Here is an 18,319-nt window from a genome sequence, read left to right on the forward strand (position 1 = left end):
CCGTAGCGCCACTCGGAGGTGGCTTTGAGCAGTTCGTTGACCTGGCGCATTCGGCGTCTGTATTTCTTGATGACTCGCACCACGAGCAGCGTTGCTCAACGTGGCTTGCGGGGCACGATGACGCGCATCGCGCAAGAATTCCGGCCACGCGCTTCAACGTTGCCGGCGTTGTCATTGGAGCCGATGGAAAATTCTCCGTGGCCTTTTGCGCTGCCCACGAGCGACGCGCCACGCGTCTCCGTCATCATTCCGGTGCACGGAAAGCTTGACTACACGCTTGCCTGCCTTCGATCCATCGCACGTTATGGCGCGAATGCGCCATTCGAAGTCATTGTGGTGAACGACGCTTCTCCAGATGCGACAGCATCGACGCTAAGCGAGATCGCGGGCTTACGGCTGCTGAGCAACCCTCGCAACCTTGGCTTTATCGGCAGCTGCAATGCCGGCGCCGAGGCAGCGCGCGGATCGCATCTGTTGTTTTTGAACAACGACACGCAAGTCACGCCAGGCTGGCTCGATCGGTTGTTGGAATGTTTTGCGGATGAGCCCGATTGCGGCCTCGTCGGCAGTCGGTTGGTTTATCCCGATGGTCGCCTGCAGGAAGCGGGAGGCATTGTTTTTTCAAACGCCGATGGCTGGAACTACGGTCGCTTCGAGTCGCCGGACGATCCGCGTTTTCGCTTTCGCCGCGACGCGGATTACGTGTCCGGCGCATCGCTCATGATCGAATCGGCACTGTTTCGCCAGGTGAATGGTTTCGACAGCCGATACACCCCCGCCTACTACGAAGACACCGATCTTGCTTTCGCCGTGCGCGCCGCAGGCAAGCGTGTCATGTATCAGCCAGAAAGCGTGGTCGTGCACTTCGAGGGCATCAGCTCGGGCACCGATCTCCAATCCGGCGTCAAGCAATATCAACGCATCAACAAAACAAAATTTGCGGAAAAATGGATTGACGCACTGAAGCGACAACCAACCGCGGGATCGGCTATCGAATCGGTCGTCCATCATGATGATCGTCCTCATATGCTTGTCATCGATGCGCTAGCGCCAGATGCCTCGCGCGACTCCGGCTCGCTGCGCATGATCAACATCATGCGCTTGCTGCGCGAACTGGGATGGCGTGTGACCTTCATGGCCGACAATCGCCTTGCCAGCGACGAGGAAATCGCTCAGCTGGGACGTATCGGTGTGCAGACGCTCTGTAAACCCTGGTCACCGTCGCTCGTTCGCTGGCTTTCAAAAGAAAAACAGACCTTGCAAGCCGTGATGTTGTCACGGCATTACGTGGCCGCACCCAACCTCGGTTTGATTCGGCGAATGGCGCCGCAAGCCAAGATCGTTTTCGACACCGTCGATTTGCATTTCCTGCGCGAACAACGTGCGGCGCAACTGACCGGCAATCGCGCCTTGATTCGCCAAGCGCAATCGTCGCGTCGCCGCGAGTTGGAATTGATACGCGCCAGTGACATCACACTAGTTGTCAGCCCGGTCGAGAAAGAGCTGCTCGCCAAAGAAGCTCCCGATGCGACGGTGGAACTCGTTTCCAACGTGCACGAAGTGTTCGGCCGACGTGTTGCGTTCGCTCAACGCAAGGATGTTGTGTTCGTCGGCGGCTTTGGGCATCCGCCCAATGTCGATGCAGTCAACTGGCTCGTCGGCGATATCTTTCCGCTCATTCACGCGGCACGACCGGATATAACGTTGCATCTTATCGGCGACATCCCCGAATCGGCTCGAATCCATTTGGCAAAGCCGGGCGTTCAAATCCACGGCAAAGTCGACGAACTGACGCCATGGATGGACGGGTGCCGTATCGCCTTGGCGCCGCTTCGCTACGGCGCTGGCGTCAAGGGCAAGGTCAATATGGCGATGAGCTATGGCCTGCCCGTGGTTGCAACCAGCATCGCCGCGGAAGGCATGCGATTGCAGGACGGCGAAAACATACTCGTCGCCGATGATTCGTCGACCTTCGCATCCGCGGTGCTCAAGCTGTACGACGATGAGCCGCTGTGGTTGCGCCTGTCCAACGGGGGCGTGGACAACATTCGCCAGCACTTCTCCTTCGATGTCGCCCGCGAGGCCCTGCGCCAGGCGCTATCCGCGCGCCAGCCGGCCTAGCATCCCCGGGGAATACCCCTTGACCGCGTCCATTCGTGCCCGGATGGACCATCGGTTAGAATGGGCGTTTGCTCACCCCCTCCGCGCCCCTCAAGGCGCACGGTTGAAGGATCTAAAATGAAAGTTCTGGTCGGCTACAAGCGCGTGGTGGACTACAACGTCCGCATCCAGGTCAAACCCGATGGCACCGGCGTGGTGACCGATGGCGTGAAGCTTTCCGCCAATCCTTTTGACGATATCGCCTTGGAAGAGGCCTTGCGCCTGCGTGAAAAGGGCGTGGTCGAGGAAGTGGTCGTCGTGGGCATCGGCCCTGCCGATCTGACCGCACATTTGCGCAACGGCCTGGCGATGGGCGCTAATCGCGCCATCCACGTAGTGACGCCGGATGCGGTGCAACCGCTGACCGCCGCGCGCGCGTTTCTGAAGCTGGTCGAGAAGGAACAACCCGGCTTGGTGATCCTGGGCAAACAAGCCATCGACGACGATGCCAATCAGACGGGCCAGATGCTGGCTGCGCTGTGGGACCGTCCGCAGGCGACGTTCGCCAGCAAAGTGGAGATCGCCAACGGCAAAGCGACGGTAACGCGCGAAGTCGACGCCGGCCTGGAAGTTATCGAAGCCGAATTGCCGGCGGTGATCACGACCGATCTGCGCTTGAACGAACCGCGCTTCATCAAACTGCCGGACATCATGAAAGCCAAATCCAAACCCATCGACACCATTGAATTCGCGTCGCTTGGCGTGGACACGCACGATCAGTTGAAGACCACGCACTATGCGGCGCCCGCCAAGCGCAGCAAGGGCGTGATGGTGAAGGACGCGGCCGAACTCGTCGCCGCGCTGAAGCAGAAAGGCCTGCTTTAAGCAGCCGACCGGACCAAGGAGACACCCATGAGCAAGATCCTGGTTATCGCCGAACATCTGGACGGCAAACTGAACCCCTCCACCGCGCGCGCTGTGAGCGCAGCAGCGGCTGTCAAACCCGACGCCATCGACGTACTCGTGCTTAGCGACAAGGCGGATGCCATTGCCGCCGAAGCCGCGAAGATCGATGGCGTAAGCCGCGTACTCACGGTCGCGCGCGCTGAAAATGCGCATCCGCTCGCCGCCGTGCTCGCTCCGCAAATTGCGAAGGCGGCAAGCGGCTATAGCCACGTATTCGTGCCTTCCACCACGTTCGGAAAAGATGTCGCTCCGCGCGTCGCCGCCCTGCTCGGCGTGGCTCAAGTCAGCGACGTAATGAGCGTGGAAGACAGCCACACGTTCAAGCGCCCCATCTACGCTGGCAACGCCATCATCACCGTGGAAGCCGACGCTGCGCATGCGATCGTCGCCACCATCCGCACCGCATCCTGGCCCGCCGCCGCCAGCGGCGCGAACGCTGCTCCCGTGGAACCGCTGAGCCTGGACGTCGCACTACCGACCCACACACGCTTCGTGGAACTGAAGCAAGGTAAGAGCGATCGCCCCGATCTGCAAAGCGCCAACAAGGTGGTTTCCGGCGGTCGCGGCGTCGGCTCGAAAGAAAACTTCGAGATCATCTACAAATTCGCCGACAAGATCGGCGCAGCCGTGGGCGCATCGCGTGCCGCCGTCGATGCGGGTTATGTTCCCAACGAACTGCAAGTAGGCCAGACCGGCAAGATCATCGCGCCGGAACTGTATATGGCCATCGGTATTTCTGGCGCCATCCAGCATCTGACGGGTATCAAAGATGCCGGCACCATCGTTGCTATCAACAAAGATGGCGAAGCGCCTATTTTCGAGGTGGCGGATATCGGTTTGGTGGGTGATCTGTTCAAGATCATCCCGGAGCTTGAGCAGGCCCTAGGCTAAACCAAACTCACGCACGAACTGAAACGACAAAGGGGCCAAATGGCCCCTTTGTCGTTTTCCAGCCATTCTTTCGAACAAGGTTCAGGCGTTTTTCGCCAAACACTTGACCACGTAGACACGCCGCATGGCGAGGGTCCTTCCCGTCGACGCGTCAGTCATACGAAATGTCGTGTGGTCGCCAACCCAATTGCCCGTGGTGGCCGAACCTTTCGACGATCCCGACATCCACTTTTTCGGGCGCCCATGCCCATCATCAACCCAGATGTCGACGCTCTGAACACCACGCCCCGACACATCCCAATTCATCGCGATGGCGCTTCGACCACCCGGGTTCTCGCACATATCGATGCCGACTGGGGTAGCCGTCAGGCTCGCATCCTTCAATGCGTAACCGTCGCCGCGACCATCCAGCAAACCGTTACCCGGTACATACAATTCGCTGGTGCTTTGCGACATCCGCGAGCAGCCTCCACAGACGATGGCTACAACCATCACAAACGATGTCAGCGCCGCCGCTCTCATACGTCATCACCTTCGTTGATAAAGGGATGGATCGGCTGCGTCGGTTGATTGGCGACATCGTAGTTGAGCCACGACAAGAACAATTGCACGCCGATGATCAATGGCAATGCCGCTGTCATAACAATGCCCGGCACAGTGGGAAGACCGCTAATACGCCCCTCCACCCAATGCCAGCCTCCGTAGAAAATCGAAAACAGGATCAGAGGAATGGAGAAGAGCAACTCAAGGGAAGCCAGCGAAAAATTTCTAATGAAGTAGCTATACACCAGGCGCCGGCCAAAATTTCTAAGATTTCCCTTCAAAAACGGCAGCATTACCTTGGCCGGATTCAAGCTGGAAGGCTCGTCGCCATAAACGGCCCACATGGGCATTTCCGTTACCACGGCACGCACCTGATTGAGGTTGTAGAGCATGTCGGACTCGAAGAAATATCGCTTTGCGATGTTGTCGAGTTCGAGCTCCTGCAGGACATCGCGATGGATCGCGGTAAATCCGTTGGTAGGATCGAAGAGTTGCCAATAGCCACTGGATAGCTTGGTAAGGAACGACAATCCAGCATTACCGAACAGGCGTACCCATGGCATCGAAGATACGTCGCGAATGCGATGAAAACGATTGCCTTTCACATAGTCGGATCGCCCGGCGACGATCGGGCGCGATAGCCTTCCGATCAATGCGGGATCCATTTGACCATCTCCATCGAGCTTTACCACCGCGATCGCGGCGGTCTGCGCCGCCGCCTTATACCCCGTGATGGTGGCACCGCCAACGCCCTGGTTCTGCGCATGCTTGATGACGTGAACGCGCGAATCCTTACACTCGGCAAGTACCAAGTCGCCCGTATTGACCGGGCAGGCATCGTCCACAATAAAAATCCAGCCGACTTCGGAGCCAATGCGCGGTATCAAATCGAGCACCAGCTTACCTACGCGGTAGCACGGAATGACGACCGCAATTTTCGGTTCCGCTCCATCCACTGAATTATTCATGCATTTGCCCCAATTCACCGGCAACGTCGCTCATAGCACATCCAATCGCTTGTAGATTCAATATTTGGACACTGGGAAATTCAACGGGCAGAAGGAACCTTACCCAATCGCTCCGAAACCGCATGGCCAATTACCGATAAATCAGCTGTCTCTTCATCTTCCCCCCAATGTCGCGTGCCTCAAGAAGAGGAAAGAAATCCGCATTGCACTGCCCAGCACAAAGGCGCCAAAGCACCATCTGACCGACCTCGTACTCCTTGCTGGCGTGCAATTGCAACAAAGCATGGCGAAGCGGCTCGCTGGTGGCGTCTTGGGTTATGACGTGATCGATGCCGGTCCTCGCGAACAGTTCGACCCAGCTGGCGCCGGAGGCATCCGCGTCGGCGTTCGCTGCCGCATTCGCAAACGATGAATCGTACCAAGTCAAGGTAACGGCGCGCCCTTCAAACGGACCAAGAAATGGACGCCCGGGATCCGCCAAATACACAAAGTAATTTTGACCGTAACGCGATTGCAGATAACGCTGCACCAGAAGCTCGGGAGCTATCCGTTTTTCGATCCCCTCGCGAACGTCACCTTGCGCCTCGTTTATCCCTCCCAGCACTTGCCAAGCGATATCGCCGTTAAAAAGGTAATTGCACGAAGGGGTGAATATCGTGTTGAGAAGAGCCAAGGCGACGAGAGCGAACGCTCCGATTTTTTGAAAGTTCAGCCCTTGCCAAACCATCAGCGCGACCGGAAACAACGGCGCCATGGCTGGCAAAATGTATCGAACGTATTGTGTCCCCAAAAACATTCCGACCATGCAAAAGAGCAGAGAAAGGCTTATCCAACGAAGCCGCGGCCGAAAAACAGAAATAAGTACGCACCCGCTTAACGCCAGCAATGTGAATCCAAGCGCACCTGGATACACTTCCTGAAACTTGTCGGTATGAAAGGTGATCTGCCAAAGCGAGTCCCAATGAAGCCCCTGGTTCCAACGCCGATCTTGGAAATTGACCGCAGGCCCGAATGGCGATTTGAAAATACCGTTGAATATCGGGTACACCGGATTGCCGGTGACAAACCAGGCATAAAAATAACTTGACCCGCATACCGCGAAGCCCAGGGGAAGCCTGGGAATAACAAGCCTTGTGAAACGCGCCGGTTTATATTTAACCAGCAACACCAGCGCGAACGGCAGTACAAGCAACGCTTGCGTCGCCTTCAATGCGACGACAAGACCGCTGACGATGACAAGCGGCAAAATAACGCCATCCTTGTTGTAACGAAGGCCTTTCGCGGCGATCACCACGAGCGCGACGGTAGCCGCCGCAATGGCGTTTTCGGCCTGCATCGATGCGTTCAAATAGACGACCAACGGAATCGACGCATAAGCGGCCAACGCGAGCCATCTCAGGCCCGCACGCAAGCCAATAATCCGTCCCAGCTGCCATAGGCCGAGAAGCGTCATCAAGAACCAACAGGCATCTGCCGAACCACGCTCAACCCGTCCGGCCAATACAGCCACGTAACCTTGGAAAATATCGCTGGCCCAAGGAGCAAGCGCCCACCCTTGCGAGGCTACATCCATCTTGTACCGACCCAACGAAAGCAGCTGGGTCGGAAGAAGCATGTGGTAGGCAATGTCATCGTATTGAATCGTCGGCAACACCAGCGCAGTCGCGGCGACGGCAATAATGAACATGGCGAATGCCGCCTGCGCCGGAGCCGCGCATATCGCCAAGTTCCAATGGCGCCGGCCGCGGCGAAACGCGTCGAATATGCGACGTCTTCCGACATAGCAAATGGCGCCCAACACGACGAGATATGTCAGAAATCCGTGGACGCTAAACGGGAGCAACCATCCCGTAACACCGGTCATGACAGCCACGCCGCACAACATGGAAACAACGTATCCCTGCGATCCGGTTCGCGCTTGTATTTTCTCGCCGACGACCAGCGAAGCGCAGAGCAACAGAAGGGCCGCGACAACAGCAGTGAGACCCAAGGTTCGCGCCAGTAAAAGGACAATCGCAAGGGCGATGCCTGTGGCTACGGAGGTTCGGCAGATCAACCGGAGCAGGCAGCCTATGGCGAACATGGAACCTGCAATGATCAGGTCATGCCAAACGGTCTGCGATTCAAGCTGTGCAAAGACATCAGTGGTACATAGTCCAATCACCAACAGAAAAAAGCCGGCGATCGCTACCCCTTTTTCCGTCCATGGCATCCACCGACGCGTACTTGCAATAGGAACCATTACCCCTTCCTTATCGTGACCAGCCTGTCCATGCCGCTGTCCCGCCATCGACAGGCTCACACCATCCCCTATCAGGCGACGACCACACCCATCACTGGACCCTTGATTAATGGCCGCAATGATACGCTAAAGCGCTACGCGCCCGAGTATTTCCAGGCCTGCTGGCTACTGAATCTAAGTCCGCCGTCGCTGAATTCGCCCCTCCGGACTTGCAATTTCAGACCACCCTTTCCATCATTATGAATTACAGCTTGTTTTCGCGTTTCTGGCATTCGATATGGCCAACGTGCTCCAGCGGGAGCGGTCAGCGCTGACCTCTCCGATTCCCTGAATTAGCCCAGCGCATGGGCGATGGGGCCGATTGAATAGAGAGTATGCAGATGAATACCCAGTTGCCCTCCAAGCGCCTGACATTGATCGGGCTTAACGAGTTTTCGGTGGACTTGCTCACCAGAGGTGCGAAGGAGCTGCAGCTAAAGAACATCGACCGCCTACTGTCGATGCGATCGGCAACAACAACGACCGATGACATGGTGGAGCACAGAGGGCTCGATCCGTGGGTGCAATGGGTTTCCGTTCACACCGGCGTACCCTCATCGGTGCATGGGATTATTCACCTTGGCGATACGCCCTCGGCGCTGTCGGTAAGCCAGGTCTGGGAGACTCTGAGCGATGCGGGTATCAGCTCCGGTATCTGGGGCGCCATGAACGCCACACGCGAGGGTGCGAGGCACTGCGATTTTTTCCTGCCGGATCCGTGGACGTTTTCGGAAGTGGCCTATCCCGACGAGCTGAACGACTTGCTCTCGCTGCCCCGCTACTACTCGAAAAATTACCTCGACGTATCCAAGCAGCAATTCCTCGCCTGCACAGGTCGTCTGGTCAAATTCATTCTCGGCTCCGGCGCCGTGCTGAAACTCTTCAAGCAGATTCCATTCGTGCTTGGCGGAGTACTTCGCAATGGCATAAACAATGCGCTCTTGTTTTCGCTGTTCGACCTGTTTTCCGCTGAGTTCTTCGTAAAATATAAAAAGCGCTACACGCCGCAATTCTCTTTGGTCTTTCTCAATAGCATCGCCCATTTGCAACACCATCGATGGGACAAGGACAAATTGTCGAAGGACTCGATTTTCGGCCTTCGAGCCATCGATCGCGTGCTCGGGATGATCTTTGCAGCCCGAGAGAAAGACGAAGCTATCATCGTCATGAACGCACTGACGCAACGGAATATCGTTGGCGAAAAACCCTGCGTTTGCTATCGACAGATCAATCCGCAGCACTTCCTTTCCGCAGTCGGTATCCAGTTTCGCAGCGTAGAGCAGTTGATGACGAACGACGCTCACGTGTTTTTCCACTCCGAAGCGGAGCGTGATGCAGCCGCTCGTGCACTCGAAGCAGCGACGTTATGCGGCAAGCCGCTTTTCCACGTAGAAAAAAGCAGTCAGGATCCAAACAAGCTTTTTTACTTGGTCGATTTCTGGGATGAACTTGACGGCGAGAAGCTCATCTCCGTCAACGATATCGAGATCAAGTATTTCGAACATTTCGAGGCCATCGTGGCCCGCACTGGCGCACATATTCGCACGGGCAACGTCTACTACGAAGGCATGGAACTACCAGATCAACTCTACAATCACGAGATGGCCGAGAGAATTCTGAACTATTTTTCGGTTGCTCAGGCATCGGTCCGCGATCATGTCGAGGCATTGACCGACGCGGTCTAATTTCAAACGTTCGGCTTGTTCTGACGAGCCTGTCTCGGATCATCTGGAAGCAGTCATGGATTTCACCCGCTTGGTGCAGGTATTGCTGTCGGTGTGCGGCATTTCCCTTGGGCAAATGCTGTTGAAAATGGCGGCCTTGAACTTGAAAAATCCCGATGCCATCGGCATCTGGTTGGCCGGCTATTGCATCAATATCTATCTGATCGCGGGCGTTCTACTGCTCGGCGTATCGACCCTGTTGTGGATTTGGGTCTTGCGTACGATTTCGCTCAGCGTTGCGTACCCATTTATGGCGTTGGCCTTCATTGTCGTTCCACTGCTCGGGCATTTTCTGCTGCATGAACCCATCGGCTGGCGCAATCTCGCGGGCGGCTTGCTTATCGTCATCGGCGTGGTCGTCGTTTCCGCCTGACGACTACGACACGAAACCGACAAGCGCAGCGCAACAGTTATTGAGCATCTTCGGCTGAAGTCAAAAAGGACACGTTAGAAAGCTTCATCGAAAGCTCGCGTGGATCCTGCACTCGGAGAACGCGACTCCGTACAAACGAGCCGTCTGCGGAAATCCTGACGTACATCGGCTCCGAGGGAAATGTGAGTGCGGGCAGTTCCTGCTCCGGCACATTGATGGCAAAGCCTTCTTCGGCGCCGATCGTTTTTTTCGCTACTGGCACATCATTGACTGTGACCAAGAGCGTCACGGGCGAAGTTCGTCCATCCTTGGCATAGAGATCCCAAGGGAGCAATCCTTCGATAACCAGGCCGGACGTTTCCGCGGGCTTGCGCAAAACCAGTGAGACCTCCGGTCCGCACCAGCTCTCTGATTGATGCCCCCGCCCATTGGGTGCCCAGCACCCGGTGAGCATCAAAGGCACGTGGCTGCGACGAACATCATTGACACCTATCCCACTCCTTGGCCACATGTCGCGACCGACGCCAAAAAACGACCACATGGAGCCGCGTGCTTTTCCGGCAGATTTGCCGGCATCGGTGGCCTGGAGCGCCGAAAGCAATTGCGCCCGATCGGCTGGACCCATTGAAGATGTCGCATTCAGCAAATAAGGATGTGCGAGCACAACCTTCGGCGAAAAAATATTCAGGTGATTTTCTTGAAGCAAGCGCAGTAAATCTTGCCTTTTTTCGAGCCCCCATCCACAAATGGGTAGCTGCGGATTGCAATGGCTGAGCACCTGTGAATCGCTGGGATTCGCCGCAAGCCGATAAATCTGCCGTGCCAAATCCTGATCGTAGTGCTGCCTACCGGGAACAATCATCCACGCACTGACGGACATGGGTATTTGCAGCACTAAAAAGCCCAGGCAGGCGGTTTTTCCCCATCGAACAAGCCTCTCTTTGGCTGGACCGGGCGAGCTGCTCGAAACCGAGCCGATCCACATCAAGACAAACGCCACCAGCTCAAACTGATACAGACGTATATATCTATCCTGTCTGAAATAATCCGCTCCCAGTGCAGGAACGCGATACAGAAGTATTCCCGCGATCCAACCGTATGTGACTAGCATTAGAGCAATGGAAACAAACACCAAAAGATTCCATTCGTAGCGAACGGCTCTAAACCAGAACCAGCCATGGATGAAAATCACTGCGACGAGAATGCCAAATTCGACAATCTCTACCAGATGACCTTGGCCGCCCGGCGTAAACAGTCGCGACGCCACGGCCCAGGTCAGAGGCGTGACAAACCATCCAGGCCACTCGCCTTTTCTTACTTGATTGAACAAGGCATGCAGCTTGTCGGCCAGCGGCGCATCCGGCGCGCCATAAACTTGCGGAGCATAGGAATAGCCGATTCTGACTACGGATGCACAAACCAAAACCACCACAACGATGCGCAGGAGAACGCCCTTTTCGGCGACGCCGCGAGACAGCGCATAAAAAGCCAAAGTCATCAGCGTGGCCAAAATGCCGATGACGGCGTTGTCGTCGCTTATGAATGCCATCAGCAAGGTCACGACGGCGAGCAGCAAATATTCCCTTCTGCAATAGGATCGCCAAACCGTCCACATAAACACGGGAAGCGGCAGAAAACTGGAATACTGCGCCGAATTAAGCGGCCAGGCCCAGATCTCAATGCCGTTCAACGAGAAAATGATGGCGGCGATAGAAATCCATGCCATATGACGGGTCCATCCCGCTTCATTTTTCACGCCGTTCATAATCATGGCGCGGAAAAGCAAGACGCAGCCTAGCGCAACAAACACCCCTACCAACGCCTCAACCGAAATATCCAGGTCGAATTCGCGAAGGCACCACAAAAGAACCATTTTGATGAATGGCTCCGAGTGATCAATGCCCATGCGTTTTACGAAAAAATCCGCGAAGTGCAGATTGCCTACGATGCCTTTGCGGACGAATACATCCAGAAAGTACCAGTCGTCCGACATTAGGACGGGATTGACACAATGGATGGTGAAGATCAGTACGTTGAGGAAGATGACAAAGAAAATCGTCCACGCGGCGAAGCCGGTCCAATCGACGTGCGCTTTCCTTTCGGGCATACCCATCAACTTCATAACCAACCACTCCCAAGAGATGAAACGCCGCATGCCTTCGTGCGCGCCATTGCCTAATCTTCCAAGCATTTCACGAATTCCGCCACTCGCACTACGGCCATATCAACGGAAGGGCAAGAGCAAGATCGAAACGCGATCTGGACAGACGTAATCTGTTGCACACACGCGGGATGAAGCGAGATCGACGCACAACCATCACGTCGCATCCGTAACTTGACGTGAGGCGCGGCGAGACTGACGGCACCAACCTCGCCATGTATCTATCAGCTCACTGCGTTTGCTCGCGAGTAGACGCGCTTCACATACAAAGTCAGGAAAATTGTAGCCGCGACGCCCAGCCCCAAAATGACCCACTGCAAGTAGCCAACGTTGATAGATTTGGCATTGATGCTGTGTCGCGCGAACGAACCCATGCAAACATAGCCAAACAGTGCTGGAAGCGACGCAACGGTGCCCAGCAAATAATTGCGTGCGCTGATACCCGATAACCCCAAGGCATAGCTGGTGAGTGCGAAAGGCATAATAGGCGACATGCGCAGCAGGCATACGAATCGCCACCCCCCTTTAACGATCTCGTCGCCAAACCGCCGCAGTCGCGCTCGCCGAATAAACATGCGCTCGAACGATTCTCGAAAGAGGCCTCGACTGACCAAAAACGAAACCCAAGCTCCCGCCAGAGTTGCGAGCGCGGAAACGAGAAAGCCGTCGAAAAGACCGTAGAGCGATCCGCTCACCACACCGATCAGCGAAGCTGGCAGAAATCCGGTGAATGCGATCAGCACCAAAACCACGAGCACTACAAGGAAACCGCTCATCCCTGCCCTGGAAATCGAATCCAGGAAACGCTGGAGTTGCAGCGCCCCGCTCGCGCCAAACGCGGACCGACCGGACAATACGCCTGTTAGCAGCAGCACGGCCATGATGCATGCGACGACAGCAAGGCATACGAGCTTGAAGTTCCGACCCATTAGACGCGCACCATCCGATCAGTTCGCAGGAGGCGCAACGCGGGAAACGACGCGCCTTCCATCAAGGTCCGCAAAGAGATCCGACTTGGCAAGCTTCATCTTGTTTAGCCGATACTGCAGGGCGGTCCCAAGCACGCCAAAACCATACGTAACGCTGCGGCGAAAATTGATCGATGAAGCCTCATCGAAATACTTGGTCGGACAGGAGATTTCACCAATCGGAAAACCGAAATGGACAGCCTGCGCGATCATCTGATTGTCGAATACAAAATCGTCCGAGCACGATAGCAACGGTAGCCTTTCCAGAACCGTTTTGCTCCATGCGCGATACCCGGTGTGGTATTCGCTCAATTTCTGCCCCAGCAAAACATTTTCGACAAACGTAAGCATTCGGTTGGCGATGTATTTGTACATCGGCATTCCGCCGGCCAGTGCTCCCTTGCCGAGAATTCGGGACGCCAGCACCACTTCATAATGTCCAGAAGCGATCATGGAGGCCATGGCGGCCACCAGACGCGGAGAATACTGGTAGTCGGGGTGGAGCATGATCACGATGTCGGCGCCGCGTTCCAGCGCTGCCGCGTAGCACGTCTTCTGATTACCGCCGTACCCGCGATTGGCTTCGTGCCGCAACGTGTGCAGCCCGAGAGATTTTGCGACCTCGACCGTATCGTCCCGGCTTGCATCGTCGGTCAGGATAATGTCGTCGACGATTTCACGCGGAATTTCTGCCACCGTTTGAGACAGCGTCTTTGCCGCATTGTATGCAGGCATTACCACAGCTACTCGCTTACCGGCCAGCATGATTCCATCCGCAATATTTGACTAAAGCGTCCATCTATACCATCTCTCCGATTATTCCGTCTAGAAACGGTAACACCATGCCATCCCTCGCATTACCGTTTCCAACACACCTGACCTACCATCGTAACTCATTCAAAACACGCCCTAACTTCTATATTTCCACAATAAAGGTGATTGACTTCAACGACCCGTTCAAGCCGAAAGCCTCAATCAAACCGCAAAATCCTCAATATCTCCTTTTTCGCCCATTCACGATCATCGCGCAGACCGTATTGAAAGCACGAACGGCTCGGACGACAGCCAATCGTCAATAACGGAGTCGATTGTGTTTCGGCATCGCGAGGCTGGCGTGCAGGCGGAGAAACGTCCGACATCGGCGCCAACCGCGCAATCATCATTTTGCGCCGCTCGGAAGGCTTTATGCCCGAAGCGCGCCAATCGCTGATGTGAGGCAATGTCTACTTTGTCGTCACCCATGCTTTACGCAAAAGAAAGCGTTGCTCTCACCGTATCGATGAGCCGCGCGACGTCCTGATCGGACATGCCTGGCGACAACGGGAGACTCACCGTCGCACGTCCAAGTTTCATAGCATTCGGCCATTGCTCAGGACTCCAGCCGAAGCGTTGCTGATAATAGGGATGCTCGGGAATGGACATGTAATGAACTCCCGTGCCAATGCCGGCGGCCGTCATCGTTTCCAAGAAACCATCCCGCGTGATACCGCAGCGTTCTGGCTCGATCATCACGGTGTACAGGTGTCGGCCATGACGGATTTCGGCCGACGAAGGCATAGGCAGCGTGATCGGCAACGCGGCAAAGGCTTCGTCATACTGTTTCCAGATCGTATCGCGCCGGCGCCAATTGCGTTCCACCCGCGCCAACTGATGCAGGCCAAGCGCGGCCTGAATATCCATCATGTTGTACTTGAAACCGCATTCCACCACTTGGTAGTGCTTGTAGCCGCTATCGCCAAATCGATGCCAGGCATCCTTGCTCATGCCGTGCAAGGCCAGAATGCGCGCGCGCGCCACTTGGTCTTCGCTGCGGCCGACAATCATGCCGCCTTCGCCGGTCACGACATTTTTGGTGACGTAAAAGCTGTAGCAACCGAAATCACCGAACGTGCCGACCGGCTGACCGCGGTACGTGGCCTCTACGGAGTGTGCGCAATCTTCGATAACCACCAGATTGTGCTTGCTCGCAATCGCCATGATTGCACCCATATCGCACGGACGCCCGGCAAAGTGCACGGGCAGAATGGCGCGCGTACGTGGCGTGATAGCAGCCTCGATGGCAGCCGGATCGATATTTTGTGTTTGCGGATCGACATCGGCCAATACCGGTTGCAACCCCGCGTGCAAGATGGCGTTGACGGTGGCGCAAAACGTCAATGGCGTGGTGATCACCTCCGCACCCGCCTCGATGCCGGCAGCAAGCATGCTGACGTGCAGCGCCGCCGTGCAGGAGTTGACGGCTGCGACTTGCATCGGAGACACCGCACGAAAGGCCGCGAAATCCCGCTCGAATTGCGCGACCCGCGGCCCGGTGCCCAGCCATCCGGAGCGGAGGCAAGCAACGACTTCGTCGATCTCAGCCTCTTCTATTTGAGGCGCCCCGAATACCAGAAAAGGCAACGAAGACGGCTCCATAGTCACTCCAAATGGAAAGGAAAGCGGATTATTTCCGTGTGCGCACCGATCAACACACGTTCGATTAATGGCGATGTTCGGCAGATGGCGATAAATAGGTCACCAGCTGCTCCACCATGGCGTCAAGTTTCGCGTCCTTGGTGCGCAAGTGTACTTCAGGCGTATTGGGCGCTTCATAAGGCGAGTCGATGCCGGTGAAGTTGGTGATCTCACCAGCCCGCGCTTTTCGATACAGACCCTTCGGATCGCGACGTTCGCATTCTTCCAAGGGCGTATCGACAAAGACCTCGACAAATTCGCCATCGCCGAACAAGCCACGAGCAAACTCGCGCTCACCGCGGAATGGCGAAATGACGCACACCAAAACAATAAGGCCCGCATCAACCATGAGGTGAGCGACCTCGGCGACACGCCGCACGTTTTCCACACGCGCCTCAGGCGTAAATCCCAGATCGCGATTCAAGCCGTGACGAAGATTGTCGCCGTCCAGCAGGTAAGTATGGTGACCCATGGCGCTCAAGCGTCGCTCAACCTGATTGGCGACGGTCGACTTGCCGGCGCCCGACAAACCGGTGAACCACACGCACCGCGGCTGCTGTCCCTTGCTCCATGCACGCGTCTTTTTGTCCACATCCAAGTGTTGCCAGTGCACGTTGGTCGAGCGACGCAACGCAAAGTCGAGCATGCCGCAGGCGACTGTCGCATGCGTTTGTCGGTCGACCAGAATGAAGCCGCCCAGCGCATGATTCGTCGCGTAAGACTCGAATGCGATCGGATGGTCCAGGTCGATATTGCAATAACCGACCTCGTTGAGCTCAAGTCGATGTGCAGCCAGCTTGGCTTGCGTATTGACGTCAATCTTGTGCTTGATCGATGTGACGCGCGCATTGACCGTGCGAGCCCCCACCTTCAACCAGTAACCCCGATTCGGAAGCAAGGGCTCATCGCCCAGCCACAACACATGCGCAGCAAATTGATCGGCCTCCGGCGCCGGATGCGCCGCGTCGGCAATAAGATCGCCGCGACTGATGTCTACCTCGCGGTCCAGTGTCAGCGTAATCGCCTGGCCCGCCTGCGCCTCCGCAAGGTCGCCATTGGCAGTCACGATTCGCGCCACTTGCGCATTGTGCGTCCCGGGTTGAATCATCACCGTGTCGCCAACCCTGATTCGTCCACCGCATATCGTGCCGGCGTAACCGCGAAAGTGCTGGTCGGGACGATTGACCCACTGAACCGGCATACGAAAATCGGTGGGTTGCTGCGGTTCTACCGTGGCAGCCTCCAACAGCTCAAGCAGCGACGCGCCCTCGTACCACGGCATGCGCGCAGAGCGCGTACCGATGTTGTCGCCGGTTAACGCAGCAATCGGCAACGCTTGAACTTCCTCAACTCCCAATTGCTCGGCAAGCGCCAAGTAATCCGCCTCAATGGAGGCATAGACATCGCGACGATAATCGACAAGATCCATTTTATTGACGGCCAGGATGATCTTGCGGATACCGAGCAAGGCGCAGATATAGGTATGTCGTCTCGTCTGTTGCAAAAGCCCTTTACGCGCATCGACCAGCATCACCGCCAAATCGGCGTTCGATGCACCGGTCGCCATGTTGCGCGTGTACTGCTCATGTCCGGGACAATCGGCCACCCTGAAATGGCGCCGGCTCGTATGAAAATAGCGGTACGCGACATCGATGGTAATGCCCTGCTGCCGTTCGGCGTCTAGACCATCCATCAGCAGCGAAAAGTCGAGCGCATCGCTATCCGGATAGCGACGACGACTGTCCTTCCGCAACGCTTCCATCTGGTCGTCCGGCAACATGCCTGCGTCGTATAGCAATCGGCCAAGCAGCGTGCTCTTGCCGTCGTCAACGCTTCCACATGTGATGAATCGCAGCAGGCCGCTGGCCGAAGTATTGTCGGCAACCATCAGAAATACCCTTCCTGCTTTTTGCGTTCCATCGATGCAGAAGGATCATGATCGATGACTCTTCCTTGGCGCTCGGAACTGCGGGAGTGAACCATTTCGTCGATAATTTCATCGAGCGTTGAAGCCGTCGATGCAACGGCGCCAGTGAGCGGATAGCAGCCCAACGTACGGAAGCGCACCATGCGCGTCTCGACCTTTTCGCCGTCGCGCAACACAAAGCGTTCGTCGTCGACCATGATCAATGCGCCATCGCGCGCCACGACTGGTCGCTCTTTCGCGAAATACAGGGGCACAACCGGAATATTTTCGCGCCGTATGTAATGCCACACATCCATTTCCGTCCAGTTGGACAAAGGAAATACGCGAACGCTTTCGCCCTTGTGGATGTTCGTGTTGTAGAGATTCCAAAATTCAGGACGCTGACGTTTCGGATCCCATCGATGCTGCGCATTGCGAAACGAAAACACACGCTCTTTTGCGCGCGACTTTTCTTCGTCCCGGCGCGCACCGCCAATCGCGGCGTCGAAACCAAATTTATCCAAGGCTTGTTTTAGCGCTGCGGTTTTCATGATGTCCGTATGCACAGTCGCGCCATGCACGAGCGGCGAAATACCTTGTCGAACGCCCTCTTCATTGATATGGACGAGCAATTGCACATCGCCCGCTGCAGCCACCTGGTCGCGAAACGCGATCATTTCGCGGAATTTCCAGGTGGTGTCTACATGCAATAGCGGAATCGGAGGGCGTGCCGGATAAAATGCTTTGCGCAACAAGTGCAGCAGTACCGACGAATCCTTGCCAATGGAATAAAGCATGACAGGCCGCTGAAAACAGGCCGCGACTTCACGAAATATATGGATGCTCTCGGACTCGAGCGCATCAAGGTGGGAAAGCTCCGTGCTCATCGATTGGGTCGGATAACGGTGATCCCGCATTGTGCCATGTTGCCTGACCATCCACAGCACCCGGTCTGTCGCATTCCGAAGCTGCCCAGGACACACG

The 18,319-nt window shown here is 56.2% G+C and carries 14 protein-coding genes; 5 read left to right on the forward strand and 9 right to left on the reverse strand.

Annotated elements, in window-relative coordinates; genetic code table 11:
• Positions 1 to 24 precede the first annotated feature (24 nt).
• The 3 genes from L0U79_RS18750 to L0U79_RS18760 all read left to right on the forward strand — a co-directional run bounded on the left by L0U79_RS18750 (position 25) and on the right by L0U79_RS18760 (position 3,957).
• On the forward strand, positions 25 to 2,121 hold the full coding sequence (locus L0U79_RS18750) for a glycosyltransferase (RefSeq protein WP_233843737.1): 2,097 nt from the start codon (positions 25 to 27) through the stop codon (positions 2,119 to 2,121).
• Positions 2,122 to 2,238: 117 nt separating this feature from the next.
• On the forward strand, positions 2,239 to 2,985 hold the full coding sequence (locus L0U79_RS18755) for an electron transfer flavoprotein subunit beta/FixA family protein (protein ID WP_233843738.1): 747 nt from the start codon (positions 2,239 to 2,241) through the stop codon (positions 2,983 to 2,985).
• Between the two features lie 27 nt (positions 2,986 to 3,012).
• Positions 3,013 to 3,957 carry an FAD-binding protein gene (locus tag L0U79_RS18760; protein WP_233843739.1) on the forward strand — a complete coding sequence of 315 codons (945 nt, stop codon included), beginning with the start codon at positions 3,013 to 3,015 and terminating at the stop codon, positions 3,955 to 3,957.
• 81 nt (positions 3,958 to 4,038) lie between these two features.
• Here L0U79_RS18760 and L0U79_RS18765 read toward each other — a convergent pair whose 3' ends face one another.
• From L0U79_RS18765 to L0U79_RS18775, 3 genes are all read right to left on the reverse strand, one after another.
• Positions 4,039 to 4,413 (reverse strand): hypothetical protein, encoded by a 375-nt coding sequence (locus tag L0U79_RS18765; RefSeq protein ID WP_233843740.1) that lies wholly within the window; start codon positions 4,411 to 4,413, stop codon positions 4,039 to 4,041.
• Between the two features lie 62 nt (positions 4,414 to 4,475).
• Positions 4,476 to 5,486, reverse strand: a complete 1,011-nt coding sequence (locus tag L0U79_RS18770; RefSeq protein ID WP_233843951.1) for a glycosyltransferase — start codon at positions 5,484 to 5,486, stop codon at positions 4,476 to 4,478.
• A 112-nt stretch (positions 5,487 to 5,598) separates the two neighbouring features.
• Positions 5,599 to 7,770: a hypothetical protein gene (locus L0U79_RS18775; protein WP_233843741.1), complete on the reverse strand. Its 2,172-nt coding sequence runs from the start codon at positions 7,768 to 7,770 to the stop codon at positions 5,599 to 5,601.
• Positions 7,771 to 8,090: 320 nt separating this feature from the next.
• Here L0U79_RS18775 and L0U79_RS18780 point away from each other — a divergent pair, with 320 nt between their 5' ends.
• Positions 8,091 to 9,434 carry an alkaline phosphatase family protein gene (locus L0U79_RS18780; protein WP_233843742.1) on the forward strand — a complete coding sequence of 448 codons (1,344 nt, stop codon included), beginning with the start codon at positions 8,091 to 8,093 and terminating at the stop codon, positions 9,432 to 9,434.
• Between the two features lie 55 nt (positions 9,435 to 9,489).
• On the forward strand, positions 9,490 to 9,846 hold the full coding sequence (locus L0U79_RS18785) for an EamA family transporter (protein ID WP_233843743.1): 357 nt from the start codon (positions 9,490 to 9,492) through the stop codon (positions 9,844 to 9,846).
• Between the two features lie 37 nt (positions 9,847 to 9,883).
• On the opposite strand, the gene L0U79_RS18790 is transcribed toward L0U79_RS18785, so the two are convergent.
• The 6 genes from L0U79_RS18790 to cysD all read right to left on the reverse strand — a co-directional run bounded on the left by L0U79_RS18790 (position 9,884) and on the right by cysD (position 18,222).
• Positions 9,884 to 11,968: a hypothetical protein gene (locus L0U79_RS18790; RefSeq protein ID WP_233843744.1), complete on the reverse strand. Its 2,085-nt coding sequence runs from the start codon at positions 11,966 to 11,968 to the stop codon at positions 9,884 to 9,886.
• 263 nt (positions 11,969 to 12,231) lie between these two features.
• Entirely contained in the window at positions 12,232 to 12,888 is a 657-nt protein-coding gene (locus tag L0U79_RS18795) for a VTT domain-containing protein (RefSeq protein ID WP_233843745.1), read from the reverse strand.
• Positions 12,889 to 12,954: 66 nt separating this feature from the next.
• Positions 12,955 to 13,740, reverse strand: coding sequence for a glycosyltransferase family 2 protein (locus tag L0U79_RS18800; protein ID WP_233843746.1), 786 nt, complete (start codon positions 13,738 to 13,740; stop codon positions 12,955 to 12,957).
• Between the two features lie 480 nt (positions 13,741 to 14,220).
• Positions 14,221 to 15,390 carry a DegT/DnrJ/EryC1/StrS aminotransferase family protein gene (locus L0U79_RS18805; RefSeq protein ID WP_233843747.1) on the reverse strand — a complete coding sequence of 390 codons (1,170 nt, stop codon included), beginning with the start codon at positions 15,388 to 15,390 and terminating at the stop codon, positions 14,221 to 14,223.
• A 64-nt stretch (positions 15,391 to 15,454) separates the two neighbouring features.
• A complete protein-coding gene (gene cysN, locus L0U79_RS18810) occupies positions 15,455 to 17,317 on the reverse strand; it encodes a sulfate adenylyltransferase subunit CysN (protein WP_233843748.1) in 1,863 nt (620 codons plus the stop codon).
• A complete protein-coding gene (gene cysD, locus L0U79_RS18815) occupies positions 17,317 to 18,222 on the reverse strand; it encodes a sulfate adenylyltransferase subunit CysD (protein ID WP_233843952.1) in 906 nt (301 codons plus the stop codon). The genes cysN and cysD overlap by 1 nt, the downstream gene beginning before the upstream one ends.
• Positions 18,223 to 18,319: the final 97 nt, after the last annotated feature.

The sequence above is a fragment of the Dyella sp. 2HG41-7 genome (assembly GCF_021390675.1).
Classification (GTDB): Bacteria; Pseudomonadota; Gammaproteobacteria; order Xanthomonadales; family Rhodanobacteraceae; genus Dyella_B.

Coding starts and splice junctions, on each gene's coding strand:
- L0U79_RS18755 (WP_233843738.1), top strand. CDS start 2,239: ATGAAAGTTCTGGTCGGCTACAAGCGCGTGGTGGACTACAACGTCCGC.
- L0U79_RS18760 (WP_233843739.1), top strand. CDS start 3,013: ATGAGCAAGATCCTGGTTATCGCCGAACATCTGGACGGCAAACTGAAC.
- L0U79_RS18765 (WP_233843740.1), bottom strand. CDS start 4,413: ATGTCGCAAAGCACCAGCGAATTGTATGTACCGGGTAACGGTTTGCTG.
- L0U79_RS18780 (WP_233843742.1), top strand. CDS start 8,091: ATGAATACCCAGTTGCCCTCCAAGCGCCTGACATTGATCGGGCTTAAC.
- L0U79_RS18785 (WP_233843743.1), top strand. CDS start 9,490: ATGGATTTCACCCGCTTGGTGCAGGTATTGCTGTCGGTGTGCGGCATT.
- L0U79_RS18790 (WP_233843744.1), bottom strand. CDS start 11,968: ATGAAGTTGATGGGTATGCCCGAAAGGAAAGCGCACGTCGATTGGACC.
- L0U79_RS18795 (WP_233843745.1), bottom strand. CDS start 12,888: ATGGCCGTGCTGCTGCTAACAGGCGTATTGTCCGGTCGGTCCGCGTTT.
- L0U79_RS18800 (WP_233843746.1), bottom strand. CDS start 13,740: ATGCTGGCCGGTAAGCGAGTAGCTGTGGTAATGCCTGCATACAATGCG.
- L0U79_RS18805 (WP_233843747.1), bottom strand. CDS start 15,390: ATGGAGCCGTCTTCGTTGCCTTTTCTGGTATTCGGGGCGCCTCAAATA.
- cysN (WP_233843748.1), bottom strand. CDS start 17,317: ATGGTTGCCGACAATACTTCGGCCAGCGGCCTGCTGCGATTCATCACA.
- cysD (WP_233843952.1), bottom strand. CDS start 18,222: ATGAGCACGGAGCTTTCCCACCTTGATGCGCTCGAGTCCGAGAGCATC.